17 protein-coding genes and 1 pseudogene are annotated in these 21,878 nt (G+C 55.3%); 4 read left to right on the forward strand and 14 right to left on the reverse strand.

Annotated features, from left to right (window positions below; translation table 11 throughout):
- Window positions 1–20: 20 nt before the first annotated feature.
- Genes AC791_RS07975 through AC791_RS07990 form a run of 4 tightly spaced genes read right to left on the reverse strand, consistent with a single transcriptional unit; the run spans window position 21 to window position 4,810 of the window.
- Window positions 21–1,568: an FGGY family carbohydrate kinase gene (locus AC791_RS07975; protein ID WP_049839940.1), complete on the reverse strand. Its 1,548-nt coding sequence runs from the start codon at window positions 1,566–1,568 to the stop codon at window positions 21–23.
- Between the two features lie 17 nt (window positions 1,569–1,585).
- Window positions 1,586–3,004, reverse strand: coding sequence for an L-fucose/L-arabinose isomerase family protein (locus AC791_RS07980; protein WP_049839941.1), 1,419 nt, complete (start codon window positions 3,002–3,004; stop codon window positions 1,586–1,588).
- Between the two features lie 35 nt (window positions 3,005–3,039).
- The gene (locus tag AC791_RS07985; protein ID WP_049839942.1) at window positions 3,040–3,987 is read right to left on the reverse strand and encodes a transketolase family protein; all 948 of its coding nucleotides are present in this window, start codon (window positions 3,985–3,987) and stop codon (window positions 3,040–3,042) included.
- Entirely contained in the window at window positions 3,980–4,810 is an 831-nt protein-coding gene (locus AC791_RS07990; RefSeq protein ID WP_049839943.1) for a transketolase, read from the reverse strand. The genes AC791_RS07985 and AC791_RS07990 overlap by 8 nt, the downstream gene beginning before the upstream one ends.
- A 306-nt stretch (window positions 4,811–5,116) precedes the next feature.
- Between AC791_RS07990 and AC791_RS07995 the strand changes: the two genes are divergently transcribed.
- Entirely contained in the window at window positions 5,117–6,067 is a 951-nt protein-coding gene (locus AC791_RS07995) for a sugar-binding transcriptional regulator (RefSeq protein ID WP_049841565.1), read from the forward strand.
- 230 nt (window positions 6,068–6,297) lie between these two features.
- On the opposite strand, the gene AC791_RS08000 is transcribed toward AC791_RS07995, so the two are convergent.
- The 10 genes from AC791_RS08000 to AC791_RS08050 all read right to left on the reverse strand — a co-directional run bounded on the left by AC791_RS08000 (window position 6,298) and on the right by AC791_RS08050 (window position 16,272).
- Window positions 6,298–6,558: a hypothetical protein gene (locus AC791_RS08000; protein WP_049839944.1), complete on the reverse strand. Its 261-nt coding sequence runs from the start codon at window positions 6,556–6,558 to the stop codon at window positions 6,298–6,300.
- Between the two features lie 519 nt (window positions 6,559–7,077).
- Window positions 7,078–7,368 carry a biofilm development regulator YmgB/AriR family protein gene (locus AC791_RS08010; protein ID WP_049839946.1) on the reverse strand — a complete coding sequence of 97 codons (291 nt, stop codon included), beginning with the start codon at window positions 7,366–7,368 and terminating at the stop codon, window positions 7,078–7,080.
- An 84-nt stretch (window positions 7,369–7,452) separates the two neighbouring features.
- Window positions 7,453–7,686 (reverse strand): regulatory protein YcgZ, encoded by a 234-nt coding sequence (ycgZ, locus tag AC791_RS08015; RefSeq protein ID WP_049839947.1) that lies wholly within the window; start codon window positions 7,684–7,686, stop codon window positions 7,453–7,455.
- A gap of 271 nt (window positions 7,687–7,957) precedes the next feature.
- The gene (locus AC791_RS08020; protein WP_049839948.1) at window positions 7,958–8,851 is read right to left on the reverse strand and encodes a hypothetical protein; all 894 of its coding nucleotides are present in this window, start codon (window positions 8,849–8,851) and stop codon (window positions 7,958–7,960) included.
- A 144-nt stretch (window positions 8,852–8,995) separates the two neighbouring features.
- A complete protein-coding gene (locus AC791_RS08025) occupies window positions 8,996–10,084 on the reverse strand; it encodes an ABC transporter permease (RefSeq protein WP_049839949.1) in 1,089 nt (362 codons plus the stop codon).
- A 1-nt stretch (window position 10,085) separates the two neighbouring features.
- Complete coding sequence (locus tag AC791_RS08030; RefSeq protein WP_199485502.1) at window positions 10,086–11,612, reverse strand: sugar ABC transporter ATP-binding protein; 1,527 nt, start codon at window positions 11,610–11,612, stop codon at window positions 10,086–10,088.
- Window positions 11,612–12,220, reverse strand: a complete 609-nt coding sequence (locus AC791_RS08035; RefSeq protein ID WP_049839950.1) for a DUF2291 family protein — start codon at window positions 12,218–12,220, stop codon at window positions 11,612–11,614. Before AC791_RS08035 ends, AC791_RS08030 begins: the two co-directional genes overlap by 1 nt.
- 11 nt (window positions 12,221–12,231) lie before the next feature.
- Entirely contained in the window at window positions 12,232–13,173 is a 942-nt protein-coding gene (locus AC791_RS08040) for a D-ribose ABC transporter substrate-binding protein (protein ID WP_049839951.1), read from the reverse strand.
- A 135-nt stretch (window positions 13,174–13,308) separates the two neighbouring features.
- A complete protein-coding gene (gene entD, locus AC791_RS08045; protein WP_049839952.1) occupies window positions 13,309–13,953 on the reverse strand; it encodes an enterobactin synthase subunit EntD in 645 nt (214 codons plus the stop codon).
- Between the two features lie 81 nt (window positions 13,954–14,034).
- Window positions 14,035–16,272, reverse strand: coding sequence for a TonB-dependent siderophore receptor (locus AC791_RS08050; protein WP_049839953.1), 2,238 nt, complete (start codon window positions 16,270–16,272; stop codon window positions 14,035–14,037).
- 235 nt (window positions 16,273–16,507) lie between these two features.
- Between AC791_RS08050 and fes the strand changes: the two are divergent.
- The 3 genes and pseudogenes from fes to entF all read left to right on the forward strand — a co-directional run.
- Window positions 16,508–17,713: pseudogene (fes, locus tag AC791_RS08055) on the forward strand (enterochelin esterase); the annotation flags it as partial.
- Window positions 17,714–17,725: 12 nt separating this feature from the next.
- A complete protein-coding gene (locus AC791_RS08060) occupies window positions 17,726–17,929 on the forward strand; it encodes an MbtH family protein (RefSeq protein ID WP_049839955.1) in 204 nt (67 codons plus the stop codon).
- A 10-nt stretch (window positions 17,930–17,939) separates the two neighbouring features.
- Window positions 17,940–21,827 carry an enterobactin non-ribosomal peptide synthetase EntF gene (gene entF / locus AC791_RS08065; RefSeq protein WP_049839956.1) on the forward strand — a complete coding sequence of 1,296 codons (3,888 nt, stop codon included), beginning with the start codon at window positions 17,940–17,942 and terminating at the stop codon, window positions 21,825–21,827.
- Window positions 21,828–21,878: the final 51 nt, after the last annotated feature.

A 21,878-nucleotide genomic window follows, 5' to 3' on the forward strand; every position in this document is an offset into this window, starting at 1 on the left:
CGGACAGGAATACTCAGGCGTTAACCGTCCGGCGATGCGGCGCTTATCTGGGCGGGAGGTGCAGATCTCTGGCTTCGCGTCATCGTCACTGCCTGCTGCCACTCGTGCCAGCGCTTTTGCAGACGACCGTGGCGGGCCATGTCAGGTTCAAAGACGGCGTGCGCCGGCAGGACGTGGCGCAGGGCTTCAACCTCCACCGTCAGCAACGCTTTACGTGCCAGTAGTGCCGCGCCAATAGCGGAAAGTTCGGCTACGTCGCTGCGCATCACCGGACAGCCCAGCAGGTCAGCCTGATACTGCATGAGCCAGTTATTTTGAGTGGGACCGCCATCCACCATTAATGCCTGTAACGCAAAGTCGTTATGCTGGCGCATGGCGACGGTCACGTCGGCTATCTGATAGGTAATTGACTCCAGCGCGGCGCGGATCAAATGCGCCCGCTTTACGCCCCGGCTCAGACCATGAATGAGCCCGCGCGCCTGTTCATCCCACCACGGCGCGCCGAGACCGGTTAATGCCGGAACAAAATAGACGCCGAGCGTAGACGCCACGGCAGCAGGAAGCGTATTGAGCTGGCGCGCAAGCTCGGCGGGAGGAAGATCGCTTAGCCCGGTGCTGTCAGCCATCCATGCTACCGCATCACCGGTGTGCGGGATATTGCCCTCCAGGGCGTACACCAGCCGTTCGCCATCGTGCCAGGCGATCGTGGTGGCCAGCGTATTGACCCCACACTGGGTGGACGACACCGGAGCCATTACCGATGAACCGGTGCCGTAGGTTGCTTTTACGCGTCCTTCCGCGCCGAGGCCGTGGGCAAATAACGCCGCGTGAGAATCGCCGATCATTGCGAGGATTGGTATTCCGTCCGGGATATTTTTCAGCCCCCGCGTGCGGCCAAATTCGCCGCTGGAAGGGCGGATCTCCGGCAGCGCGGCGCGGGGAATGCCAAATAGCGTCAGCATTTCCTCATCCCAGGCGGCGGTATGGAGGTTGAAAAGCTGGGTGCGCGAGGCATTAGAGTAGTCGCAGCAAAATGCCTGCCCGCCGGTGAGATGCCACAGTAACCAGCTGTCTACCGTCCCGAGACAAATCTCCGCATCGGCCGCCAGCGTCTGGCCGTCAGGTACGGCATCCAGCAGCCAGCGCATTTTTGAGGCAGAAAACAGCGGGGCAACGGGCAACCCGGTCAGGGCTTTTATCCGTGGCTCGGCTCCGGACTGGCGCAGCTCCTGACAAAATGCCGCGCTGCGTGAGCATTGCCAGCTAAGCGCAGGGCCGATGGCCCGGCCGTTGCGCCGATACCAGCCCACGGCCGTCTCACGCTGATTGCTGACCGCCAGCGCCGCCACCCGATCGGCACCTACCGCGGCCACCGCCTGCGAGACAACATCAACAGACGCCTCAATCAGCAGTTCTGCCGACTGCTCCACCCAGCCTTCACGCGGGGTATGAATCGACAATCCGCGTGAGAACATCGCCACTACCTTACCCGATGCATCAATTGCCACGGCCTTAGCATTGGTTGTGCCTTCATCCAGCGCAATAATAATCTCTTTACTCACCGACATAACAGGCTCCGCCGTTTCTACTGATGCAGGTAGGTATTGACGCCGAGATAGCGCGTAAAAGCTTCGTGGAGGACGTCAGCGCTGGCAGAGTGATTCATCGCGACGTGATGCTCGAACCCGTTGCGGCAAATCCAGTTCAACAGATTTTCCAGATGCGGTACTTCGATTACCGCCCGACAACCCACTGTATCCAGCGGATCGTCTACCGATTTCCCCGCGCCAACGTACGCTTTAATTTCGCCGGTTAAATCATCGGTGCTGAGACGGAAATAGGTCAGGTCCCCGCTGCGCAAACGACCGTGCACTGCGCCGCAGGTGTTCTCTTTGCCGACGGTAGTGCCGATGATGTCTGCGGTGCCCATATGAGGATTATCAAGACTTTCGGCTGCGAAGTTTCCGCAGTGAAAAAGCACGCATTTGTTACGATCGTCGCCAAAATTATTGTTCCAGTCGGCAATAGAGGCCGGACTCATATTGCTGCTCGCCAGCGCGTACATTGACAGTGCGCCCATTACATCGACTTCACAGGCGCTCGGCATCAGTTGCCCGGACATCACGCTCATGATCGAGCAGACATTAATGCCAAGATTTTCCTGAAGCGAGGTCCAGCACTGGATGGCGGTGGTGTCGATATCATTGGCGATCACCCATTCGCTGATCACCACGAACAGTTTCGCCATCGTCACCAGTTTGTCTGCCGGAATACCGCTGGCATCGGCGTTGTCGATCAGCAGGCGACGTTTTTCGTCGACGCGAATATCATTGTCGCGCAGCAGTTTGATGCGGGTAAAGACTTCGGAGAGATCGAGGGTTTCAACCGCGATCCCGAGGCGCTCAAGCAGTTTTTCGCTATAGCGGACGGTGTTAAAGCCCGCCGGACGCGCGCCGATAGCGCCGACGCGTACACCGCGCATACTGCTGACCACCCGACAAATCTGTTCAAAGCGCTGTAAATCCCCGGCAAAAATATCGCCATCAAGGGCGCAGACGTGCTGGGTCGTTAATGTGAAAGGGATACCATACTGACGCAAGTTATTGCACAGCGAAATTTTGCCGCAGAAGCTGTCCCGACGGGTGGCGAGGCCCATTTTATCCAGATTGTCTTCCTGCGCCTGCACCAGCACCGGCACGTTCAGCCCGGAGAGACGCAGCGTTTCCGCCACCGCTTTTTCATCGCCAAAGTTTGGTAGCAGTACCACCACACCGTGAATGCTATCGCGATGGGTGCGAAACAGTTCGGCGCAGGCTTTCGCCTCCTCGCGGGTTTCCACGCCGCCCAGCTGAGTCTGGGTTTCACTCACCATAATGGTCTTAATGCCGAGACGGGCAAATAGCGCTACTGCCTGTTCACGTGCTTCCGCCACCAGATAGCTGGGGAAAAATCCCCGGTTACCAATAATGACCGCCATGGTGAGTTGTTGAGGAATTCGGGACATTGCATAATCTCCAGTAAGCTTCAGCGTAATTATTGTTATTGTTGGGCGTGATACAGCGCGGTGGCGTTTTTCACTACGCCTGCCGCGTCAATTTCGTGTCGTGCGCGGGTTGCGGCGCGGTCGGCGGCAATGGCGTAGTGACCATCCGCGATGCCGAGTCGGCGCAGCGGAATGCCGCATCCGGCTTCTGCCAGCACTTCCGCCACCAGACTGCCCACGCCACCGTTGATATTGTGCTCCTCTACGCTGACCACAGCCTTATGCCCTTTCAGCAGCTCGAGAAGCCGGGCGGTATTGCAGGGACGAATAGAAGGTACACCGATCACGCTGGCCTCAATACCGGCTTGCGCCAGTTGTGTGGCGGCATCGACAATTTCGTGCACCGTCGAACCCATGGCGACCAGCGCGATATCCGTACCTTTACGCAGGATATCAATATTGCCGGGGGCGAAACGGTAGTCCGCATCGTGCAGTTCCGGGAGAGCTTTCCCGTCAAGCCTGATATAAACCGGACCAATATGTTCCAGCGCGTAATCAATAATTTGTCGGCACTCCAGCGGGCAGGAGGGGGCATAGATTTCGATATTGCCAAAGCCGCGCAGCACCGAGATGTCATCAATACTGTGGTGGGTGCTGGCCAGCGGGCCATAGCTGGCCCCGGCGTTCAGGCCGAACAGCTTAACGTTAGTGTTGTTGTAGCAGACATCGACTTTGATCTGCTCGTTGGCGCGGGAAATCAAGAAGGGTGCAGCGTTACAGGTTACGGCAATCTTACCGCCAATCGCCAGACCCGCGGCCGCGCCCACCAGCGTTTGCTCGGCAATCCCGACGTTCACCAGCCGGTCGGGGAATTTTTTAATAAACGGCGAGATTTTGGCGGTTGAAGTGGAGTCGGCGACCACCGGTACCAGATCCACGCCGCGCTCGACGGCATCCATAAACGCATTCACCATGACCGTGGCGAGATGTTCGCTATTACGCATCTTTCAGTTCCTCCAGTGCCAGTTCGATCTCTTCCCCTTTCGGTACCCGGTGATGCCATTCAGGGCGTCCCTGAATAAAGGAGATCCCCGCGCCTTTCGTGGTGTTGGCAATAATCACCTGTGGCTTACCGTTGGGCGTTAACCCTTCCAGCGTAGCAACCACATCCGCCATATCGTTGCCACGACATTCGGTCACTTCCATCCCGAACGCGCGCCATTTCTCATCCAGCGGATCGGTATTCATGATGTCTTTGGTCGACCCTGCCAGCTGAAGATTATTTTTGTCGTTAATGATGATCAGGTTATCGAGCTGATAGTGTGCCGCCACCAGCGCCGCCTCCCAGTTACTGCCTTCTGCCAGTTCACCGTCGCCGGTAATGGCAAAAACGCGACGTTTGCTGTTGCTGCGTTTCGCCGCCAGCGCGATGCCGACGGCCACCGGCAGACCGTGGCCAAGCGCCCCGGTGTTTAGTTCAATGCCCGGCGTTTTGTGTTTTACCGGGTGGCCCGGCAGGTGCGAGTCCGCGTGTTGATACGTTGACAGCCACTCGACGGGAATAAATCCGGCTTCGGCCAGCACGCAGTAATAGCCGCCGACGGCATGACCTTTAGACTGGATATAAATATCGCGCTCGTCGCTCTCTTGCAGGGCGGGCGAGCAGTTCAGGATGCGAAAGTAGAGGGCGGTCAGCAGTTCAACCTGCGACAAATCTGCCCCGGTATGACCGCCTGCCGGACTTTCCGCATTGAGGACAATAATGCGACGACGGACGGCACGCGCTTTTTTCTCAAGCTCCTCAACGGAGAGCGAAAACGGATTCATAAAGCACCTCTTGAATGTTTAATCTTCTATGAATAAATATTCAATCAGGGTAAAAAAAGATCCTGAACACCTACTAACGCGGCATAGCGACGCGGTATTCTGTCTGCTCAGAATATATATTCACTACTGATTTATTATTCATGGGATAAAGATATGCCCAGTTACCCGATTTGTCTATCACCCCAGGAGCGTGGGTTTACAGAAAAGCGAGTACGATCACACTTGATCGCGGATGAACGCGGCGGCTGGCTTGTTAAATATTCAGTAATGCATAAAAATAACAGGCAGAAAATTAAGGGGAACGCTATGTCTAAGCAGGATGAACAGCGCTTGCTGGTGAAGATCGCCACGCTTTATTACAGTGAAAATAAAAAGCAGTCCGAGATAGCCTCGCTGCTCCACCTTTCTCAGTCGTTTGTCTCGCGGGCGCTCACGCGCTGTCAAAAAGAGGGACTGGTGAAAATCACTGTCGTACAGCCGACCCATATCTTCGTCTCCCTTGAGAAGGCTATTGAAGAGCAGTACGGCATTCGCCAGGCAATCGTGGTTGATACCGGTGAAATCTCCAGTAATATGCAGATCAAACATGCTATCGGCAGCGCGGCGGCACACTATGTCGAAACCCGCCTGCGTCCGGAAGACCTGGTAGGGATCTCCTCCTGGAGCAGCACCATCCGCTGCATGGTCGATGAGATGCATCCCCAGAACATTCGCGCCGCCGGTGTGATCCAGCTATTGGGCGGGGTTGGCCCTAACGGTAACGTACAGGCCACTATCCTGACTCAACAACTGGCCGCGCATCTGGGCTGCCCTGCGTGGCTGCTACCGTCCCAGAGTATCGAACATTCGGTTGAAGAACGCACCCGGCTGGTGAGTAGCCCGGACGTGGCCGCCGTGGTGGAAAAGTTCGCCGAAGTCGACGTGGCGATTGTCGGCATTGGCGAACTGGAGCCTTCTCAACTGCTGAAAAACTCCGGCAATTATTACAACGAACAGATGCTAACTCTGCTTTCTGAACGCGGGGCGGTAGGTGATATTTGCCTGCATTACTACGACGGTGCAGGCAATCCGGTCCTCACCCCACAGGAAGATCCGGTCATTGGTATGGAGCTTTCGCAGATCCGCGCCTGTCCGCAGGTCATTGCCCTCGCCGGCGGCCCGGAAAAAAGCAATGCTATTCGTGGCGCATTGCAGGGAAATTACATTGACGTGCTGATCACCGATTACCTGACCGCCCGCAGCCTGGTGAAAGCCTGACGGCCGGGAGATGCTATTGCACCGGAGAAGATAGAAAAACGTTTTGTCACCCTGGTAAGGATCGCCGGTCTTGACAGATAACGTTAAGGCCGTGCTGTACTCCGTTTGCTGTTGCATACCGTAGAGGGTCATCCCTGACAGTTTCTCCGGCCGGTACACGCTGACGCGCGACCGATGGGGTCGTCACTCGTTGTCGTCCTCCGGCCGGAGCCGGACTACGTCCTTTGGCGTTAGTTCTTTTGTTCGTTCAGGCCTGCAAGCGTATGCAGGTACGGCACATGCTGAGCCGCAATCTCCGGGGTATCCATCGCTTTCAGCCAGCTTCTGGCCTCATGAATTTCAACTAACCGTTGATCGCTGGCTTCCATCCTGGCCATAAAACCTAACTCGTCGATCAGAGAATAAACGCTAATCTCTTTTTCGCTGAGTGCCAGGCTAAGTGCCGCTTCGCCAATAATGACGTGGCCTATCTCGTCTTCTGGAAATAACACGTTAAAACCTCCTTTCTACGAGTTTATGACAACCGCCCTACACACTGTAGACCCTCTCAAGAGAGGCGTAGCAAAATAAATGCCATTCTCCCAATAAAAGCGGGTATTCGGATTAATCGCCACGAAGGCAGTAAGCTATATCACCATTACGGATTAAAAAAGCGGCTGCTGTTTCGTTTGCCGGGCGTAAGGTGTTACACTGGATGGACATCCAATAGTTGGAGGAGCTTTGATAAAAAATCAAATCGGAAGAGGCGTTGATTTTAGTGAACTGATGGGACAGGTTGTCGTTGACCTGCTGGCCTCCACTAAAGTTATTTCCGTTCACGATATTATAGAGTCTTTACACAACGTGATGGAAATCACTGAAAATCAGTGCAGACGCGAAAACTGCAAGATTTTAATCGACATGCTTACCCGCAAATTGCATTAATTTAGCGACGGGTAAAGGATCTTATTTACCATGAAAAGTCACAACTTTCCTGAGCAGACAGCCGCTAAGGTCAGCGTCTGCTCTTGTTAGTGCGTTTGTCCAGCGTGTGCGGAGCGCGGGAAAAAGTAATCTTCATCATCCGTTTGACGACCTATCACGATTTCAAGACAGCTACGCAGAATATCCAGTTCTACCACGTCCGCGGTGTTCTCAAGCTTGCTAATCAGGCGCAAAATGATTGCCTTGTTAGACAGCATAACGTTGTCTGCAATCAGATTCATAATTACGCCGTCAAGTACGTCCTGTTCTGCTGCATACATATCACCCGTATCGAGAAAATAAGCATGAAGTGGCGTAGTGTTAGTGATCTGGCGCATAGTGTGTTCTTCTCTGTCGTATGACGTTTGTAGCGTTCAGGTAAGAGATCGCGTCATACCTGAACAGATTCACAGATTCCATGTTTAAAAAAGCAGGCCCAGCAGATCCTGATAAAGCTGTTTTTCATCATCCGATGTGGCGTTATCCATACGAGCCAGCAGTCGCAGACAAATCGCTTTACGGTTCAGCGTTTTACCTGACTGTAAAATTTCTACCACGATAGCACCCAGTGCTTTCTGTTGATGGGCAAGCGTTGCCTGGCCAAAAAAGGCTGTAAGATGACTTGATGGTGCCTGAGGTTGCATAATCTGTTGCATATGTAGCCCAATTGTATGTTTAACGTTCGCCGTGGTGTTAAGCAAAGTTATACAATAATGACTAAGTTGTACAGTTATTTCTGTTTATAAAATAGCTGTACAAGGTATTTTTTGTTAAATATCAATAAATTCATTATGTTATCAAAATGTAAAGTTGTACAGGTTTGTGAAAGTCTGTGTAGTGCTATCAGGCTGTACGCTTTTCGGCGGGGCAGAGAGGACGAAAGAGGGGTTGCCCGCAGCCTGATCTGACTGCGGTCAGCGGTAGCGGTTACTTAGGCAGAATCGCATAGCCTTCAAACTGACTGGTTTGTTCAATAAAGGCGTTGAAGTATTTGTTCTCTTCAACCGAGTTTTTCCTGCCAGCCTTGATATTTGCTTCGACCATGGCATGGGTCGCCTGGCTGATGTCCTTTCTCACCGCCTGGTGAATATCGGGATCGGTGGAGTCACTGATTTTTTTCAGCAGGGTAACGATTTTTTCGGCTTCCTTCTGCATTTCAGGATCGCTAAACGCTGGCTGTGGAATTCGGTAGTCGAAAACGGTATTAACGGAGTCTTTTGCTTCACCATTACCCGGCGCTGGCGTGAGCTTCTCACCGTACTCCTGCTCGAAATAGGTAAGCAATTCGGGTTTATCAAAACACTTATTAAAGATGTTACCTTCAGTGTTTTTATTTAGCGTGGTCATATTCTCCGGAAAAGGCTCACCCACCTGATATTTACAGGCAAAGAAATTATGATCGATGATAGTGGCATTGGCGCTGCGTAATGGCATTTTAAGATCGTGCCCATTGAGCGTTATCTGATATTCCGCCGGGCTGAAGCGCTTTTCATGTCCCTTAACCGCATAAACTTCAGACAACATATAGTACATCTGGTTATCCGGATTAATGATCCCGCCGCTGTTTTTATCAAAAACCATAAACTGGCTTTTTTTGCCGGCTGCGTTTTGCATATTATGCATGCCGGGTGACAGGCTGAGTTTCCCCGTTGCGCCAGGCTCTACCGAATAGTCCTTGTCATCAACCTTAAATGTCATGGTGCTGCTGCCAGGATTACTGTAATAAAAATCCCCTTTAGTGCTGGTGGGATCTAAACTGTCGCAGGCGGTAATCGACAACACCAGTGCACCTAATAACCCTGATTTTACTAGCTCATTCATTAATATTATCCTTTTATATCCTGTCTTCTTTAAATACCGTAGCATATTCGTGCCAGGATGAGAGGCTATTAATATTAGTGACTATCGCGTTACAACACCTTTAATAGTACGGGCGGGCAAATTTACTCTCCGCCCGCCGTGACGCTATTTTGCCTCAATCACCGCCTTCTGAGCGACAACCGCCGCTTTTTGCTGCATCCGGTTTTGCATCTGGTCAATAATTACCGCAACGATAATCACGATGCCCTTAATGACCATCTGCCAGAACTCGCTCACGCCCATCATCACCAGCCCGTCGGCCAGAAATCCAATAACAAACGCGCCGATTAGCGTGCCGAGAATGGTGCCGCGACCGCCGGCCAGCGATGTACCGCCCAGCACCACCGCCGCGATAGCGTTCATCTCAAAGGCCGTGCCGTTTGCCGGATGACTGGCAAGAAGCTGGGCAGACACCACGATCCCGGCGATAGCCGCACACAGCCCGGACAGCATATAGACCAGCATTTTAATCTGCTTAACGCGCACGCCGGAAAGCTCGGCAGCCCGTTCGTTATCACCGATGGCATACACATGCCGGCCAAAAGGCAGGCGACGGGCAATATATGCGATGACCAGCGCCAGCACGATCATCATCCAGATGGCCCACGGAATGCCAAACAGCGAACCGGCACCAATCTCATCAAAACCGGTATTGCCGAGCTGCGGATTTCCGGAAAGGCCCGGGAAGGTTTGCCCGTCAGAGGTTAACATCGCCGCCCCGCGCAGAACGTACATGGTGCCGAGGGTACAGATGAACGGCGCGACATTATACCGCGTAATGATCCAGCCATTGACGCCGCCGATCAGGGCGCCAATCAACAGCACAATCGGCACCACCACCCACACGCTCGGGAAAATGGCGATGCCAAACATCGGCAGTACAATGCCTTTAGTGATAAGCCAACCGGCAATCATCCCGCACAGGCCGAGCGTTGCGCCAATCGATAGATCGATCCCGGCGGTAATAATGACAAAGGTGATCCCCAGCGCCAGAAACGCGTTGATAGCGATGTGTTTGATCATGATAACCATGCTGCCGGCTGAGAGAAAACCCGGTACGGTCAGGGTAAAAAAGCCGACGATCAGAAACAGTGCAATAAAGGTACGCAACTTTAACAGCATCAGCAGGATATTTTCCCGCGATACCGACGCCCCGGCGCGCGGTGCTAATGTGGCAGACTGTGTTGTTTTCATCTTAGAACCCCTGAGCACTTGCCGTGACCAGCGCCGACTCTTCGGCCCGATCGCGTACGATGTCGGCGGTGAGTTTACCGCCGGACATCACCAGAATGCGGTCCGATACCGCCATGATTTCTTTCAGATCTGACGTCGAGAAGACCACCGCAATCCCCTGTTCTGAAAGCTGGACCATCATGCGGAACACATCCGCTTTTGCCCCAACGTCAATACCGCGCGTCGGTTCATCGAGAAACAGGATCTTCGGATTAGTTAGCAGCGAGCGACCAATCACCACTTTTTGCTGGTTCCCGCCGCTCAGCGCCTGGATTTCGACCTCCGGGGAGGAGACTTTGATCGACAGATTACCGATAGTGCTGGCCACCACTTTCTGCTCATCTTTTTGCGCGATAGCGAAGCCGCGCTGTAAGCGTCGCCACAAACTGGCAATGGTGAGGTTAGTGGCGACGGAAGACACCGGGAAAATCCCCGTACGTTTGCGATCTTCCGGCACCAGACTCATGCCCATTTTGATTCTGTCGGCAGGCGTCAGACGCTGCGGAACCGGTTTACTGTCCAGCCACAGCTTGCCGAGATAATTACGCTGAGTACCGAGTAAACATTCAAACAGCTCTGTACGCCCCGCGCCCATCAGCCCGTAAATTCCGACAATTTCCCCGGCATGAACGTTAAACGACACGTCGTTAACGACCGTGTTACCGCTGGCACTGACGCAGGTAATATGTTCGGCTTCCAGTACCGGTGCGCCAAAGGTGCGACCGGGGGTTAGAAAGGTGCTGACCGGATCGCTGCCCAGCATTTCGCGGACGATCCACGGGACGTCAATGTCGCTGACCCGCGCTTCTGACTGAAATTTGCCGTCGCGCAAAATGGTGATGACATCGCCAATCGCCATGAGTTCTTCCAGCCGGTGGGAGATATAGATAATCGTCACCCCCTGGCGGGTCAGTTCGCGGATCACCCGAAACAGGATCTCGACTTCAGTTTTACTGAGCGCAGATGTCGGTTCATCAAGGATCAGGATATCGGCATCCTCGGCCAGCGCTTTGGCAATCTCAATAAGCTGCTGCTGACCAACTTTTAAATTGCCCACCAGCTCGCGGGCGGAGATAGGCTGGTCAAGGCGCGCAAGCAGTTCGGCGGCGCGTTTTTCCTGCGCGGCTTCATTAATCGGCGTGATGCCTTTTTGCAGCTCACGGCCCAGAAAGATGTTTTCTGCCACGCTCAGATTCTCAAACAAATTGAGTTCCTGATGCACCATGCCAATGCCGTGGGCGGCAGCAGCGCGGGTATCACGCAGCTGCACCTGTTTACCGTTAAGCCAAATTTCGCCGAGACTGGGCTGCTGAACGCCGGCCAGAATTTTCATCAGCGTGGATTTGCCCGCGCCGTTCTCGCCGATGATCACGTTCACTTTGCCGCGCCAGACATTGTAATCCACGTTATCCAGCGCGATGGTGCCGGGAAAAAGCATCGAAATACCGCGCGTGCGCAGGATAATCTCATCCGCAGGATGGTCGCTCATTATTGTGCCTCCTGTTTCAGCGTCAGCGCGGCCGCGTTTTCAACAATGCCGCCGTTGAGCGTTGCTGCCATCAGGACAGTGGCGGTTTTACCGGTCCAGCTGTCATCAATTTTCGGCAAATGTTTAATGGCTTCCCGGTTATAGGCCCGGGAGAGCTGAGCAAACTGCACCTGGTTGGTAAAATCTTCAAATTTAAATCCGGTGGCGTCGCGAATGGCATTACCCCGAATGAGTGGCCCGGTCTGCACCTCCAGCGGTTGACCGTTGAAGGTCACGATCAGTTTATGCTCACGCTCGTTGCGGGTATCGACCCGCTCCACGACGCTGGTGAGGCGGATAAACACGCTGGTCGCGGTGGGCGACGGGCTTTTTAACTGCGTCGACAGTGCGGTGGCATCCAGCGCCTGTTTCTCGGCCGCATCCATAACACGTTGCTGCCAGGTTTGTTGCGCGATCTGCTGTGGGGTCTGGTTGTCAAAATTTGCTTTGGCATTCGGATCGGCAGGCATTATTGGCTTGCCGTTCTCATCCAGATCCACCACCGTGCAGGCCGTCAGCAACAGGGTGGCACAGCCCACTAGCGTGGCACCCCATTGTTTTAACGACATAATGCCTCCGCTTACTTACTGAGGTTGAACATGTTCAGTTTGCTGGCATTGGTTTCATCAATCAGCACGCAGTCCATCAGCTGTTTTTCCTCTTTCTGCGCTTTACCGTTTTTCAGGAAGTAATCAGCCTGTTCAACCGCCATTTGCGCCTGCTGCCAGCCAGGTTGCAGAACGGTGGCCTTAATATTGCCTTTATTAATGATGGAGTCGCGGGTGTAGTCGCTGCCGTCAAAACCCACCACCACTACATCTTTTTTACCGGCGGCTTTGAGCGCGGCTTCTGCGCCAAGGGCCATAGTGTCATTACCCGAGATGACGCCAACAATATCCGGGTTGGTTTGCAGCATGGCTTCCATACGGGTAAAGGCTTCAGTCTGGCTCCAGTTAGCGGTCTGCTGGGCGACCATCTTCATATCCGGATAATCATCCAGCACGTCGTGATAGCCCTGTGAGCGAACTTTGGCATTGGTGTCCGACTGGCGACCCAGCAGCTCGACATACTTGCCTTTACCGTTGAGCAATTTGGCAAATTTTTCCGCGCCTAACTGCGCACCCTGGTAGTTGTTGGAGACGATTTGCGCGACGGCGATACCGGTTTTATTAATCTCACGATCGATAAGAAAAGCAGGCACGCCTGCGGCTTTGGCTTTCTGCAGCGGCCCGACCGTGGCATCTGCTCCGGCGTTATCAAGAATGATTGCTTTAGCTTTACGGGCAATTGCGGTTTCAATGAGCTGGTTTTGTTTGTTCACATCATCATCATGAGAGGCCACCAGGGTGGTATATCCCAGCTCTTTGGCTTTGGCGGCGGCTCCGTCCGCTTCAGCTTTGAAAAACGGATTATCATGCGACGGGGTAATAATTGCGATTAAACCGCCGTCGGCTGCAAACAGTGAGCCGGAGGCGGCGAGGGTAGAAGCGAGTAAGACGGATTTAGCAAAAGTCATGTTCATCGTTTTCTCCACATTGAATATTTATTCAATAATGATTTATTATTCAAGTTAACGATAAAGCGGCCCAATGAAACTGTCTACGGTTTACGCAGGTAATTTCTTAAAAGGAGAAAAGGATCACGATCCTGAGGTGGGTTATGCCGTTACTGTAACGATGTTTTGCGCCAGCCGGGCCCAGTGAAAGGTCACGAAAGTCCCGCTGAGATGCGCCGAAAACGCAGGGCAGGGTTGCAGTACCAGCGTATTCGTAGTGAGACTGACAATGCGGGCACTGTGAAAACCGGGGGCAGGAGCAGCGAGGGCAGACCAGGCTTTAAATAAGCTCTCCTTTGCTGAAAAAACCAGGGTTAAGGCGTGCGGGAATGAAAGCGGGGCAGTAAGCAGTAACGTGCGTTCCTGTGGGTCGATGATGCTGTCGGCAAGTTCATCGCTTAATTGCGCAGTGAACAGCGTTTCGATATCTATGCCAACAGGGCGGGTCGACACGACCGCCAGCGCAGTGGTCCCGCAATGGCTGATACTGCCATAAAGCCCGGCCGGCCACAGCGGCTGACGCTGGTCGCCAGGCGCGGGCACGGTGTTTTGATTATATTCCAGCAGCGCATGAACGGCGGCAATGCGCCCGGCGAGATGTTCGGTTTGACGTTTGCGCCCGGCATTCGCGAGCAGAGTATGATGCGGTAGCCAGAGCAGGTCGTGTTTGCTGAACGTGTCTGGAGTGAAAGTGATCTGATGCAAGCGGTGCTGGCCGAGGCTGAATGTGGTGTGAACGGTATGCATAATATGATGGCCTTTTCCCCCTCACCCTCCCCCAGAGGGGAGGGTGAGGGGGGTTTCAACCGGGCGCCCAGCCCCGTCCTGTTAAAAGTGCGTATTCACGCTCATATACCAGGTACGCCCTGACTCGTTATAAGTCTCAGCGCCTGCGCCATACATATAACCCGTAGTTCCGCCAGTCGTTTGCGCGTTACCTGCACGCCAGTGACGTTTATCAAACACGTTGTCCACGCCGCCAGTCAGACTGACGTTTTTCGTTGCATCCCAGGTCGCACTCAGACCGACGATGCTATAAGGACTCACCTCGTTGGTTTCTGAACCCACTGCCGGTTTACCCTGATAGTTATACTTTTTCGGCTGCTGTTTGCCATACCAGGTTAATGTCGACTGAACCGATAAATCCTCCTGCACCTGCCAGCTCAGGGTCGAGTTAACGGTGTACTGCGGAATAATCGACAGACGTTCGCCGGTCTCTTTATTCTTACTCTGCAACATATAAGTCATGTTGTTGGTCCAGTTAACCGTGTCGCTGACCGGCACATTAACAGTACCTTCCAGCCCCTCGACCACCGCTTTCGGAATGTTCTCCCACTGATAGATATCCGTTTTGACTTTCCCGGTACCGGTCTGGCTAATCGGCGAATAACCCGCATCAATCTTGTCGCGATAATCATTGCGGAACCAGGTCAACCCGGCCAGCCAGCCGTCGCGTTTAAACTCCAGGCCAATCTCTTTATTGATGCTGGTTTCCGCTTTCAGATCGTCGTTGCCCATCATGTAGCAGCCCACGCCGGTGCCGCTGGCGTAGCAGCCCTGGCCCTTGCTGTACAAAATGTAGTTCGGGTTGGTCTGATACAGACTTGGCGCTTTATAGGCGCGGGCAATGCCCATTTTCAGGGTGAAATCATCGCCAAGACCCTGCGACAGGTTCAGAGATGGACTCCAGTTATTACCTACAATGCTGTGATGATCGAAACGCAGGCCTGGCGTCAGCATGGTGCTGTCGGTCAGCTCAATGTTGTCTTCGGTAAACAGGGAGAAAATCTCAGCTTTCGAGTACGGACTGCGATCGGTGCTAGCGTAACCCGGAATATCGCCCCCCATAAACGTCTGACCGTTTGAGGTCATATCCTTCATGCGCTGCTGGTTCCATTCGCTGCCAAGCGTCAGGTTCTGATTAACCAGCCACTCGAAAGGCAGATTAATTTCGCTGTGGAGCAGCACATCACTCAGATCGATATCGGCAAATTTCTGCGTTGCGTTGGGATCGAAAATGCCTTCCGTACCGCCCGCCAGACCTTCTGGGGTGCGCGAGTTACGCGTATGTTCGTACTGCGCCCAGTTACTGGTAGTGATACCGCTATCCCAGCCGCCGTTCCAGGTCAGAGAATAGGTCTGGCGATAGAGCCGGTTAGTCTCTTTACCGTAGTTTTTCTTCACCAGTGCGTTGGTATTGGTATTTTGCGTATCGCCCGCGTAGAGGTTGTTCTGACGGCTGTAGCCGGACTCAAATTCCAGCGATTGCATCGGGGCGAAATCCCAGCGCAGCACGCCGTTGATATCTTTATTTTCTACCCCTTCACGTCCGGCAGGCAGGGTATCGGCATAAATACCGGTACGTTCCGACTGATGACCCTGGTTAATATCCCAGGCGTCGGCCTGCGTTTTATCCAGATTACCGTAAAGACGGAAGCTGAAATCGGCGCCCAGCGGGCCGGTCAGATTGAAGTTAGTGCGTTTGGTTGATCCTTCATCCTTATGTTCCGGCGCATCCAGATAGGTATCCCACGAGCCGTGCCATTCGCCGCTGCTTTTTTTGGTGATGATATTGACCACGCCACCCGCCGCGCCGTTGCCGTAACGGGCGGCCGCCGGACCACGCAGAACTTCAATACGCTCGATCATTTCCGGCGGCACCCAACCGGTGTCACCACGGGTATCGCGCTCGCCGCGCCAGCCCAGACGCACGGAGTTACGGCTGGTTACCGGTTTACCGTCGATCAGGATCAGGGTGTTTTCCGGCCCCATACCGCGGATGTCAATCTGGCGATTATTGCCGCGCTGGCCGCTGGTGGAGTTACCGGTCAGGTTAACCCCGGGCATGGTGCGAATAATTTCAGACACGTCGCGGGCGGGAGGATTTTTGCGGATCTCGTCGGCGGTAATCGTTGATACGCCGGGAGCCTGAAGATTTTGCTGTGCGGCGGTCACGACCATCGTTTCGCCGTCGGATGGGGTGCTTTCTTCCGCATGCAGTGGAAGCGCTACCCCGTAAATTCCCAGATTGACCAGCAAGGCCAGGGAGTGAATTTTGTTATTCATTATCAGTCCTGCTTTTCGTTGCCGCATCCCTGTTAATCCCGTCCCGGTGCTCAGGGTGCTGACCTTATTATTGCCGGGGTGCTTAGTGCCACTTCCCTGAATCACTCAGCCCATAGCATGGTTTTAGGATCTGCGCTGCCACAGCGCGCCATTACGCTATTGCAAATGCAAATAGTTATCAATAATATTATCAATAAAATTTAACGATTAAAAAAAAGATTCACATAAACAAAGGGTTAATATTGTGGCAAGTATGTTAACGGGTAGTGAAGCCTGGTGGCGTGCGCAAAATGGCCCGCAAATCGTGCGGGAAGGAGAGCGCTGTCGGGTCACTTTTTTATGGCGCGATCCTGCTGGCGTACAGTCTCAGGTGCGCCGGGTATGGATTTACATCACCGGCGTCACCGATCACCATCAAAATGCCGTTCCGCAGACCCTGCAGCGTGTTCCCGGTACTGACGTCTGGCAGTGGCAAACCTGGCTGGCAGCGGACTGGCGGGGTAGCTATTGTTTTATTCCCTCTGAGCGGGACGGCGATTTTGCACCCGACGTCTTTATTGACGGCGCGCTGGACCGGACGGCACTACGCGAAGGTTGGCGTAAATTGCTGCCGCGCGCGCTGGCCGATCCGCTGAATGCGCAGAGCTGGAAGGGCGGTCGTGGTCACCCGGTATCGGCCCTGGAAATGCCCGATGCGCCGGTCCAGCCTGGCTGGCACTCTCCGGCAGCGCAGTGTCCGTCGCCTGAACTGCTGCGCTGGCACAGCGATCGGCTGGGTAACGAGCGCCGGGTATGGGTATTTTCCAGCGGTGAGGATAACGGGGCCGATCGTCCGCTGGTGATCCTGCTGGACGGTCAGTTCTGGGCCGGGAGCATGCCGATCTGGCCTGCTTTAACCACGCTTACCCATGAAGGGCAACTTCCCGCCGCCGTGTATGTGCTGATTGATGCCATTGATACGGCCCGGCGCAGCGTTGAATTACCCTGCAACCCGGATTTCTGGCAGGCGGTGCAGGATGAACTGCTGCCGCAGGTTCATGCGTTAGCACCTTTCAGCGAGCGGGCCGATAAAACGGTTGTTGCCGGACAGAGTTTTGGCGGGCTGTCGTCGCTGTATGCCGCGCTGCACTGGCCGCAACGTTTTGGCTGCGTGCTCAGTCAGTCAGGATCGTACTGGTGGCCGCAGCGCGGCGGGCAACAACCAGGCGCGCTGGTACAGGCGATCGCCCGCGGCGCGCTGAAGCCTGAAGGTCTGAAGCTGGTGCTGGAAGCAGGCGTTCGTGAACCGATCATCATGCGAGTCAATCTGGCGCTGTGTGAGGCTCTGCATCAGGTGGGCCAGGCGGTGGAATGGCGACCCGTTGAAGGTGGGCATGATGCCCTGTGCTGGCGCGGCGGCCTCATCTCGGGACTGATTTCTCTTTTGCAGCCGCAATCATAACGGGAGTTGGCAATGCAATTCAGTAACCCTTTCGATAGCTCAGAAGGGCAGTTTTATATTCTGCAAAATGAGCAGCAGCAGTTTAGCCTCTGGCCACAGCACTGTGCGTTGCCGCAGGGCTGGACGGTGATTTGCACGCCGCAGTCTCCGCAGGCCTGTAATGACTGGCTGACCCATCACTGGACCACGCTCGCACCCGCGCATTATGCCCGTTAAGGAAGATATTATGACCCCTCGTCTGCCTCTGGTAGCCGCTCAGCCTGGTATCTGGATGGCTGAAAAACTCTCCACCCTGCCCAATGCCTGGAGCGTCGCCCACTATGTTGAACTTCACGGTGAACTGGATGCCGCGCTGCTACAGCAGGCGATAGCGGCCGGGATGATGCAGGCCGATACGCTACGGATGCGCTTTACCGAACAGGAGGGCGAAGTCTGGCAATGGGTGGATGAGCACGCCGAATTTTCGCTGCCCGCGCAGGTTGATGTGCGGGCGTCTGCCTGCCCGCATGAGACCGCACTGGCGTTAATGCATGCCGATCTCGATCAGAATTTACGCGTCGACAGCGGTAATCCGCTGATATGCCATCAACTGATTCAGGTCAGCGATACAAGGTGGTACTGGTATCAGCGTTACCACCATTTGCTGGTTGATGGCTTCAGTTTCCCGGCTATTACCCGCCAGATCGCCGCTATTTACCGGGCGTGGCAGCGTGGGGAATCGACGCCAGCATCGCCATTTACCCCGTTTAGCGAGGTGGTGGAGGAGTATCAGCGCTACCGTGACAGTGCGACCTGGACGCGCGATGCGCAATTCTGGGCGCAGCAGCGTCGCCAGCTTCCCGCGCCGGCGTCGCTCTCGGCGGCTGCGCTGCCGGGCCGGGCAACAAGTAGCGCTATTTTGCGCCTGAAACGTTGCGCCAGCCGTGCAGACTTTAGCCGGCTGGCCGCCGCTGCACCTGATTGCCAGCGGGTCGATCTGGCGCTGGCGCTGGCTGCGTTATGGCTGGGACGACTGTGCGGACGTAACGACTATGCCGCCGGGTTTATCTTTATGCGCCGGATGGGATCAGCAGCACTTACCGCTAGCGGACCGGTTCTCAACGTGCTGCCGCTTTCGGTGATGCTCGATCCGCAGGAAACCTTGCCTCAGCTGGCGATGCGTCTTGCCGGACAGCTCAAAAAAATGCGTCGCCATCAGCGTTATGATGCCGAGCAAATTGTTCGCGACAGCGGACGCGCCGCCGGGGATGAACCGCTGTTTGGCCCGGTATTCAACATCAAAGTGTTCGATTATCAGCTCGATCTGGAGGGAATTAGCGCAACCACCCACACGCTGGCGACCGGCCCGGTTAACGATCTTGAACTGGCGCTGTTCCCGGATGAAGACGGCGGCCTGTCGCTGGAGGTACTTGCCAGTAAGCAACGCTACGATGAAGCGAGCCTCACCGCGCACGTTGCCCGCCTGGATGCGCTACTTGCCCAGTTTGCCGCCTGTCCGCAGCTGCGCTGCGGCGAAGCAGAGTTGATTTCTGCCGGGGAATGGCAGCAAATAGCGCAGATCAACCACACCGACCACCCTTTGCCGTCGACGACATTAAGCGCGCTGGTGGCGGAACAGGCATCCAGTACGCCGGATGCGCTGGCGCTGGCTGATGCCCATCACCGATTGAGTTATCGGCAGATGCGCCAGCAGGTGATGGCGCTGGCGCTGGTACTGCGCGAAAAAGGCGTCAGGCCCGGTGACTGTGTGGCCGTAGCCCTGCCGCGCTCGGTATTTTTAACCCTTGCGCTCCACGCCATCGTCGAGGTGGGGGCGGCCTGGCTACCGCTGGATACCGGCTATCCTGACGACCGTCTGCATATGATGCTGGAAGATGCCCACCCGCAGCTTCTGCTGATCTCAGACGATCAGCGCGCCCGCTTTGGCGATCTGCCCGATCTGCAGAAGATGTGTTACACCGCGCTGTTGCCACCGTCAGATGCGCCGCCGCTGGCGCTTTCCCGCCCTGAGCATACCGCCTATATCATTTTTACGTCCGGCTCTACCGGACGCCCGAAAGGCGTGATGGTCGGGCAAACGGCTATCGTCAATCGCCTGCTGTGGATGCAGGAACAGTATGTGTTAAGCGCCAGTGATGTGGTAGCGCAAAAAACGCCGTCCAGTTTTGACGTCTCGGTATGGGAATTTTTCTGGCCGTTTATTGCGGGTGCCAGTCTGGCGATGGCAGAGCCAGATGCCCATCGCGATCCGCGGGCCATGCAGCGTTTCTTTAGCCATTTTGCGGTAACAACGACCCATTTTGTGCCTTCAATGCTGGCGGCGTTTGTCGCCTCACTGGATGCCGACAGTGCAAAAGCACGCTGTGGCACGCTGAAACGCGTGTTTTGTAGCGGCGAAGCGCTTCCCACGGGGCTGTGCCGCGAGTGGGAGCAGCTGACCGGCGTACCGCTGCACAATCTTTATGGTCCGACTGAAGCTGCCGTGGATGTGAGCTGGTATCCAGCATACGGCCCGGAGCTGGCCGCCGTCACCGGCAATAGCGTGCCGATTGGCTATCCGGTATGGAATACCGGGCTGCGGATCCTTGACGCCATGATGCATCCGGTGCCGCCGGGCGTGGCAGGCGATCTTTATCTTACCGGTATTCAGCTAGCGCAAGGGTATCTGGGACGTCCCGATCTTACCGCCAGCCGGTTTATTGCCGATCCGTTCGCGCCTGGCCAGCGGATGTACCGTACCGGTGACGTTGCCCGCTGGCTGGACAACGGCGCGGTAGAATACCTCGGGCGCAGTGACGATCAGCTTAAAATCCGCGGACAGCGTATTGAACTGGGTGAGATTGATCGCGCGATGCTGTCGCTGCCGGGGGTTGTGCAGGCCGTTGCTCATGCCTGCATATTTAATGAGGCGGCCGCTGTCGGCGGCGGCGACGCACGCCAGCTGGTCGGCTATCTGGTTTTTGACGCTGGTCTGCCGCAGGACACCGCTGCCCTGCATCAACAGCTGCGCCAGCGCCTTCCGCCGCATATGGTGCCGGTAGTATTAATCCCGCTGAATGAACTACCGTTGAGTGCTAACGGCAAGCTGGATCGCAAGACGCTTCCGCGGCCTGCGCCGGCGGTAAACCATCGCGGTCGTGCGCCGCTTCCCGGCAGCGAAACCGACGTGGCTCAGGCCTTTTCGCACCTGCTGGGCGGCGAGGTGAATGATGTTGACGCCGATTTCTTTGCCCTCGGCGGGCACTCCCTGCTGGCGATGCGGCTGGCGGCCCACTTAAGTCGTCAGTTTGCCCGTGAGGTTACAGCGGGGCAGATTATGGTGGCGTCAAGCGTGGGTAAACTGAGCGCGCTTCTCGATTCCCCGGCACACGACGAACACGCCGCCCGGCTGGGCTATGAGCCGCTGCTGCCGCTGCGTGACGGGCCGGGGCCAACGCTGTTCTGCTTCCATCCGGCTTCCGGTTTTGCCTGGCAGTTTAGCGTCTTGTCGCGCTATCTCCCGGCGCGCTGGTCAATCACCGGTATTCAATCTCCGCGCCCGGCAGGACCGATGGCAACCTCAGCCACCCTCAACGAGGTCTGTGAACAGCATCTCGCCACGCTGCTGGCGCAGCAACCGCACGGCCCGTATTACCTGTTCGGGTATTCGCTTGGCGGTACGCTGGCGCAGGGCATCGCCGCGCGGCTGCGGGATCGGGGAGAAGAGGTCGCTTTTCTTGGCCTGCTTGATACCTGGCCGCCGGAAACACAGAACTGGGCACAAAAAGAGGCTAATGGGTTAGATCCTGAGGTGCTGGCAGAGATTAACCGTGAGCGTGAAGCGTTTCTTGCCGCCCGCAGCGGGCAGGATGCCGGTGAAATGTTTACTACCATTGAGGGCAATTATGCTGATGCGGTCAGGTTGCTGACCACGGCGCACAGCGCGCGATTTGCGGGCAAGGCGACGCTGTTTGTGGCAGAACGCACATTAACGCCGGGTATGGAACCGCATCAGGTATGGTCACCGTGGGTCGATGAGCTGGAAGTGTATCGTCAGGATTGCGCCCACGTCGACATTATTTCGCCCCAGTCATTTGAATCGATCGGACCCATATTAAAAGAGATCCTGGGATAAGCCTGATAGCCGGGGAAACCCGGCTATCGTGTGATCCGCGAGGAGGATAAT

The sequence above is a fragment of the Klebsiella sp. RIT-PI-d genome (genome assembly GCF_001187865.1).
In the GTDB taxonomy this organism is placed as follows: Bacteria; Pseudomonadota; Gammaproteobacteria; order Enterobacterales; family Enterobacteriaceae; genus Superficieibacter.

Bases quoted from the DNA above. Each gene is read 5' to 3' on its own strand.
- entF (WP_049839956.1), top strand. From the start codon at position 17,940: ATGACCCCTCGTCTGCCTCTGGTAGCCGCTCAGCCTGGTATCTGGATG.
- AC791_RS08035 (WP_049839950.1), bottom strand. From the start codon at position 12,220: ATGTCGTTAAAACAATGGGGTGCCACGCTAGTGGGCTGTGCCACCCTG.
- AC791_RS08025 (WP_049839949.1), bottom strand. From the start codon at position 10,084: ATGAAAACAACACAGTCTGCCACATTAGCACCGCGCGCCGGGGCGTCG.
- AC791_RS08020 (WP_049839948.1), bottom strand. From the start codon at position 8,851: ATGAATGAGCTAGTAAAATCAGGGTTATTAGGTGCACTGGTGTTGTCG.
- ycgZ (WP_049839947.1), bottom strand. From the start codon at position 7,686: ATGCAACAGATTATGCAACCTCAGGCACCATCAAGTCATCTTACAGCC.
- entD (WP_049839952.1), bottom strand. From the start codon at position 13,953: ATGCATACCGTTCACACCACATTCAGCCTCGGCCAGCACCGCTTGCAT.
- AC791_RS08060 (WP_049839955.1), top strand. From the start codon at position 17,726: ATGCAATTCAGTAACCCTTTCGATAGCTCAGAAGGGCAGTTTTATATT.
- AC791_RS08040 (WP_049839951.1), bottom strand. From the start codon at position 13,173: ATGAACATGACTTTTGCTAAATCCGTCTTACTCGCTTCTACCCTCGCC.
- AC791_RS07975 (WP_049839940.1), bottom strand. From the start codon at position 1,568: ATGTCGGTGAGTAAAGAGATTATTATTGCGCTGGATGAAGGCACAACC.
- AC791_RS08010 (WP_049839946.1), bottom strand. From the start codon at position 7,368: ATGCGCCAGATCACTAACACTACGCCACTTCATGCTTATTTTCTCGAT.
- AC791_RS08050 (WP_049839953.1), bottom strand. From the start codon at position 16,272: ATGAATAACAAAATTCACTCCCTGGCCTTGCTGGTCAATCTGGGAATT.
- AC791_RS08030 (WP_199485502.1), bottom strand. From the start codon at position 11,612: ATGAGCGACCATCCTGCGGATGAGATTATCCTGCGCACGCGCGGTATT.
- AC791_RS07995 (WP_049841565.1), top strand. From the start codon at position 5,117: ATGTCTAAGCAGGATGAACAGCGCTTGCTGGTGAAGATCGCCACGCTT.
- AC791_RS07985 (WP_049839942.1), bottom strand. From the start codon at position 3,987: ATGCGTAATAGCGAACATCTCGCCACGGTCATGGTGAATGCGTTTATG.
- AC791_RS07990 (WP_049839943.1), bottom strand. From the start codon at position 4,810: ATGAATCCGTTTTCGCTCTCCGTTGAGGAGCTTGAGAAAAAAGCGCGT.
- AC791_RS07980 (WP_049839941.1), bottom strand. From the start codon at position 3,004: ATGTCCCGAATTCCTCAACAACTCACCATGGCGGTCATTATTGGTAAC.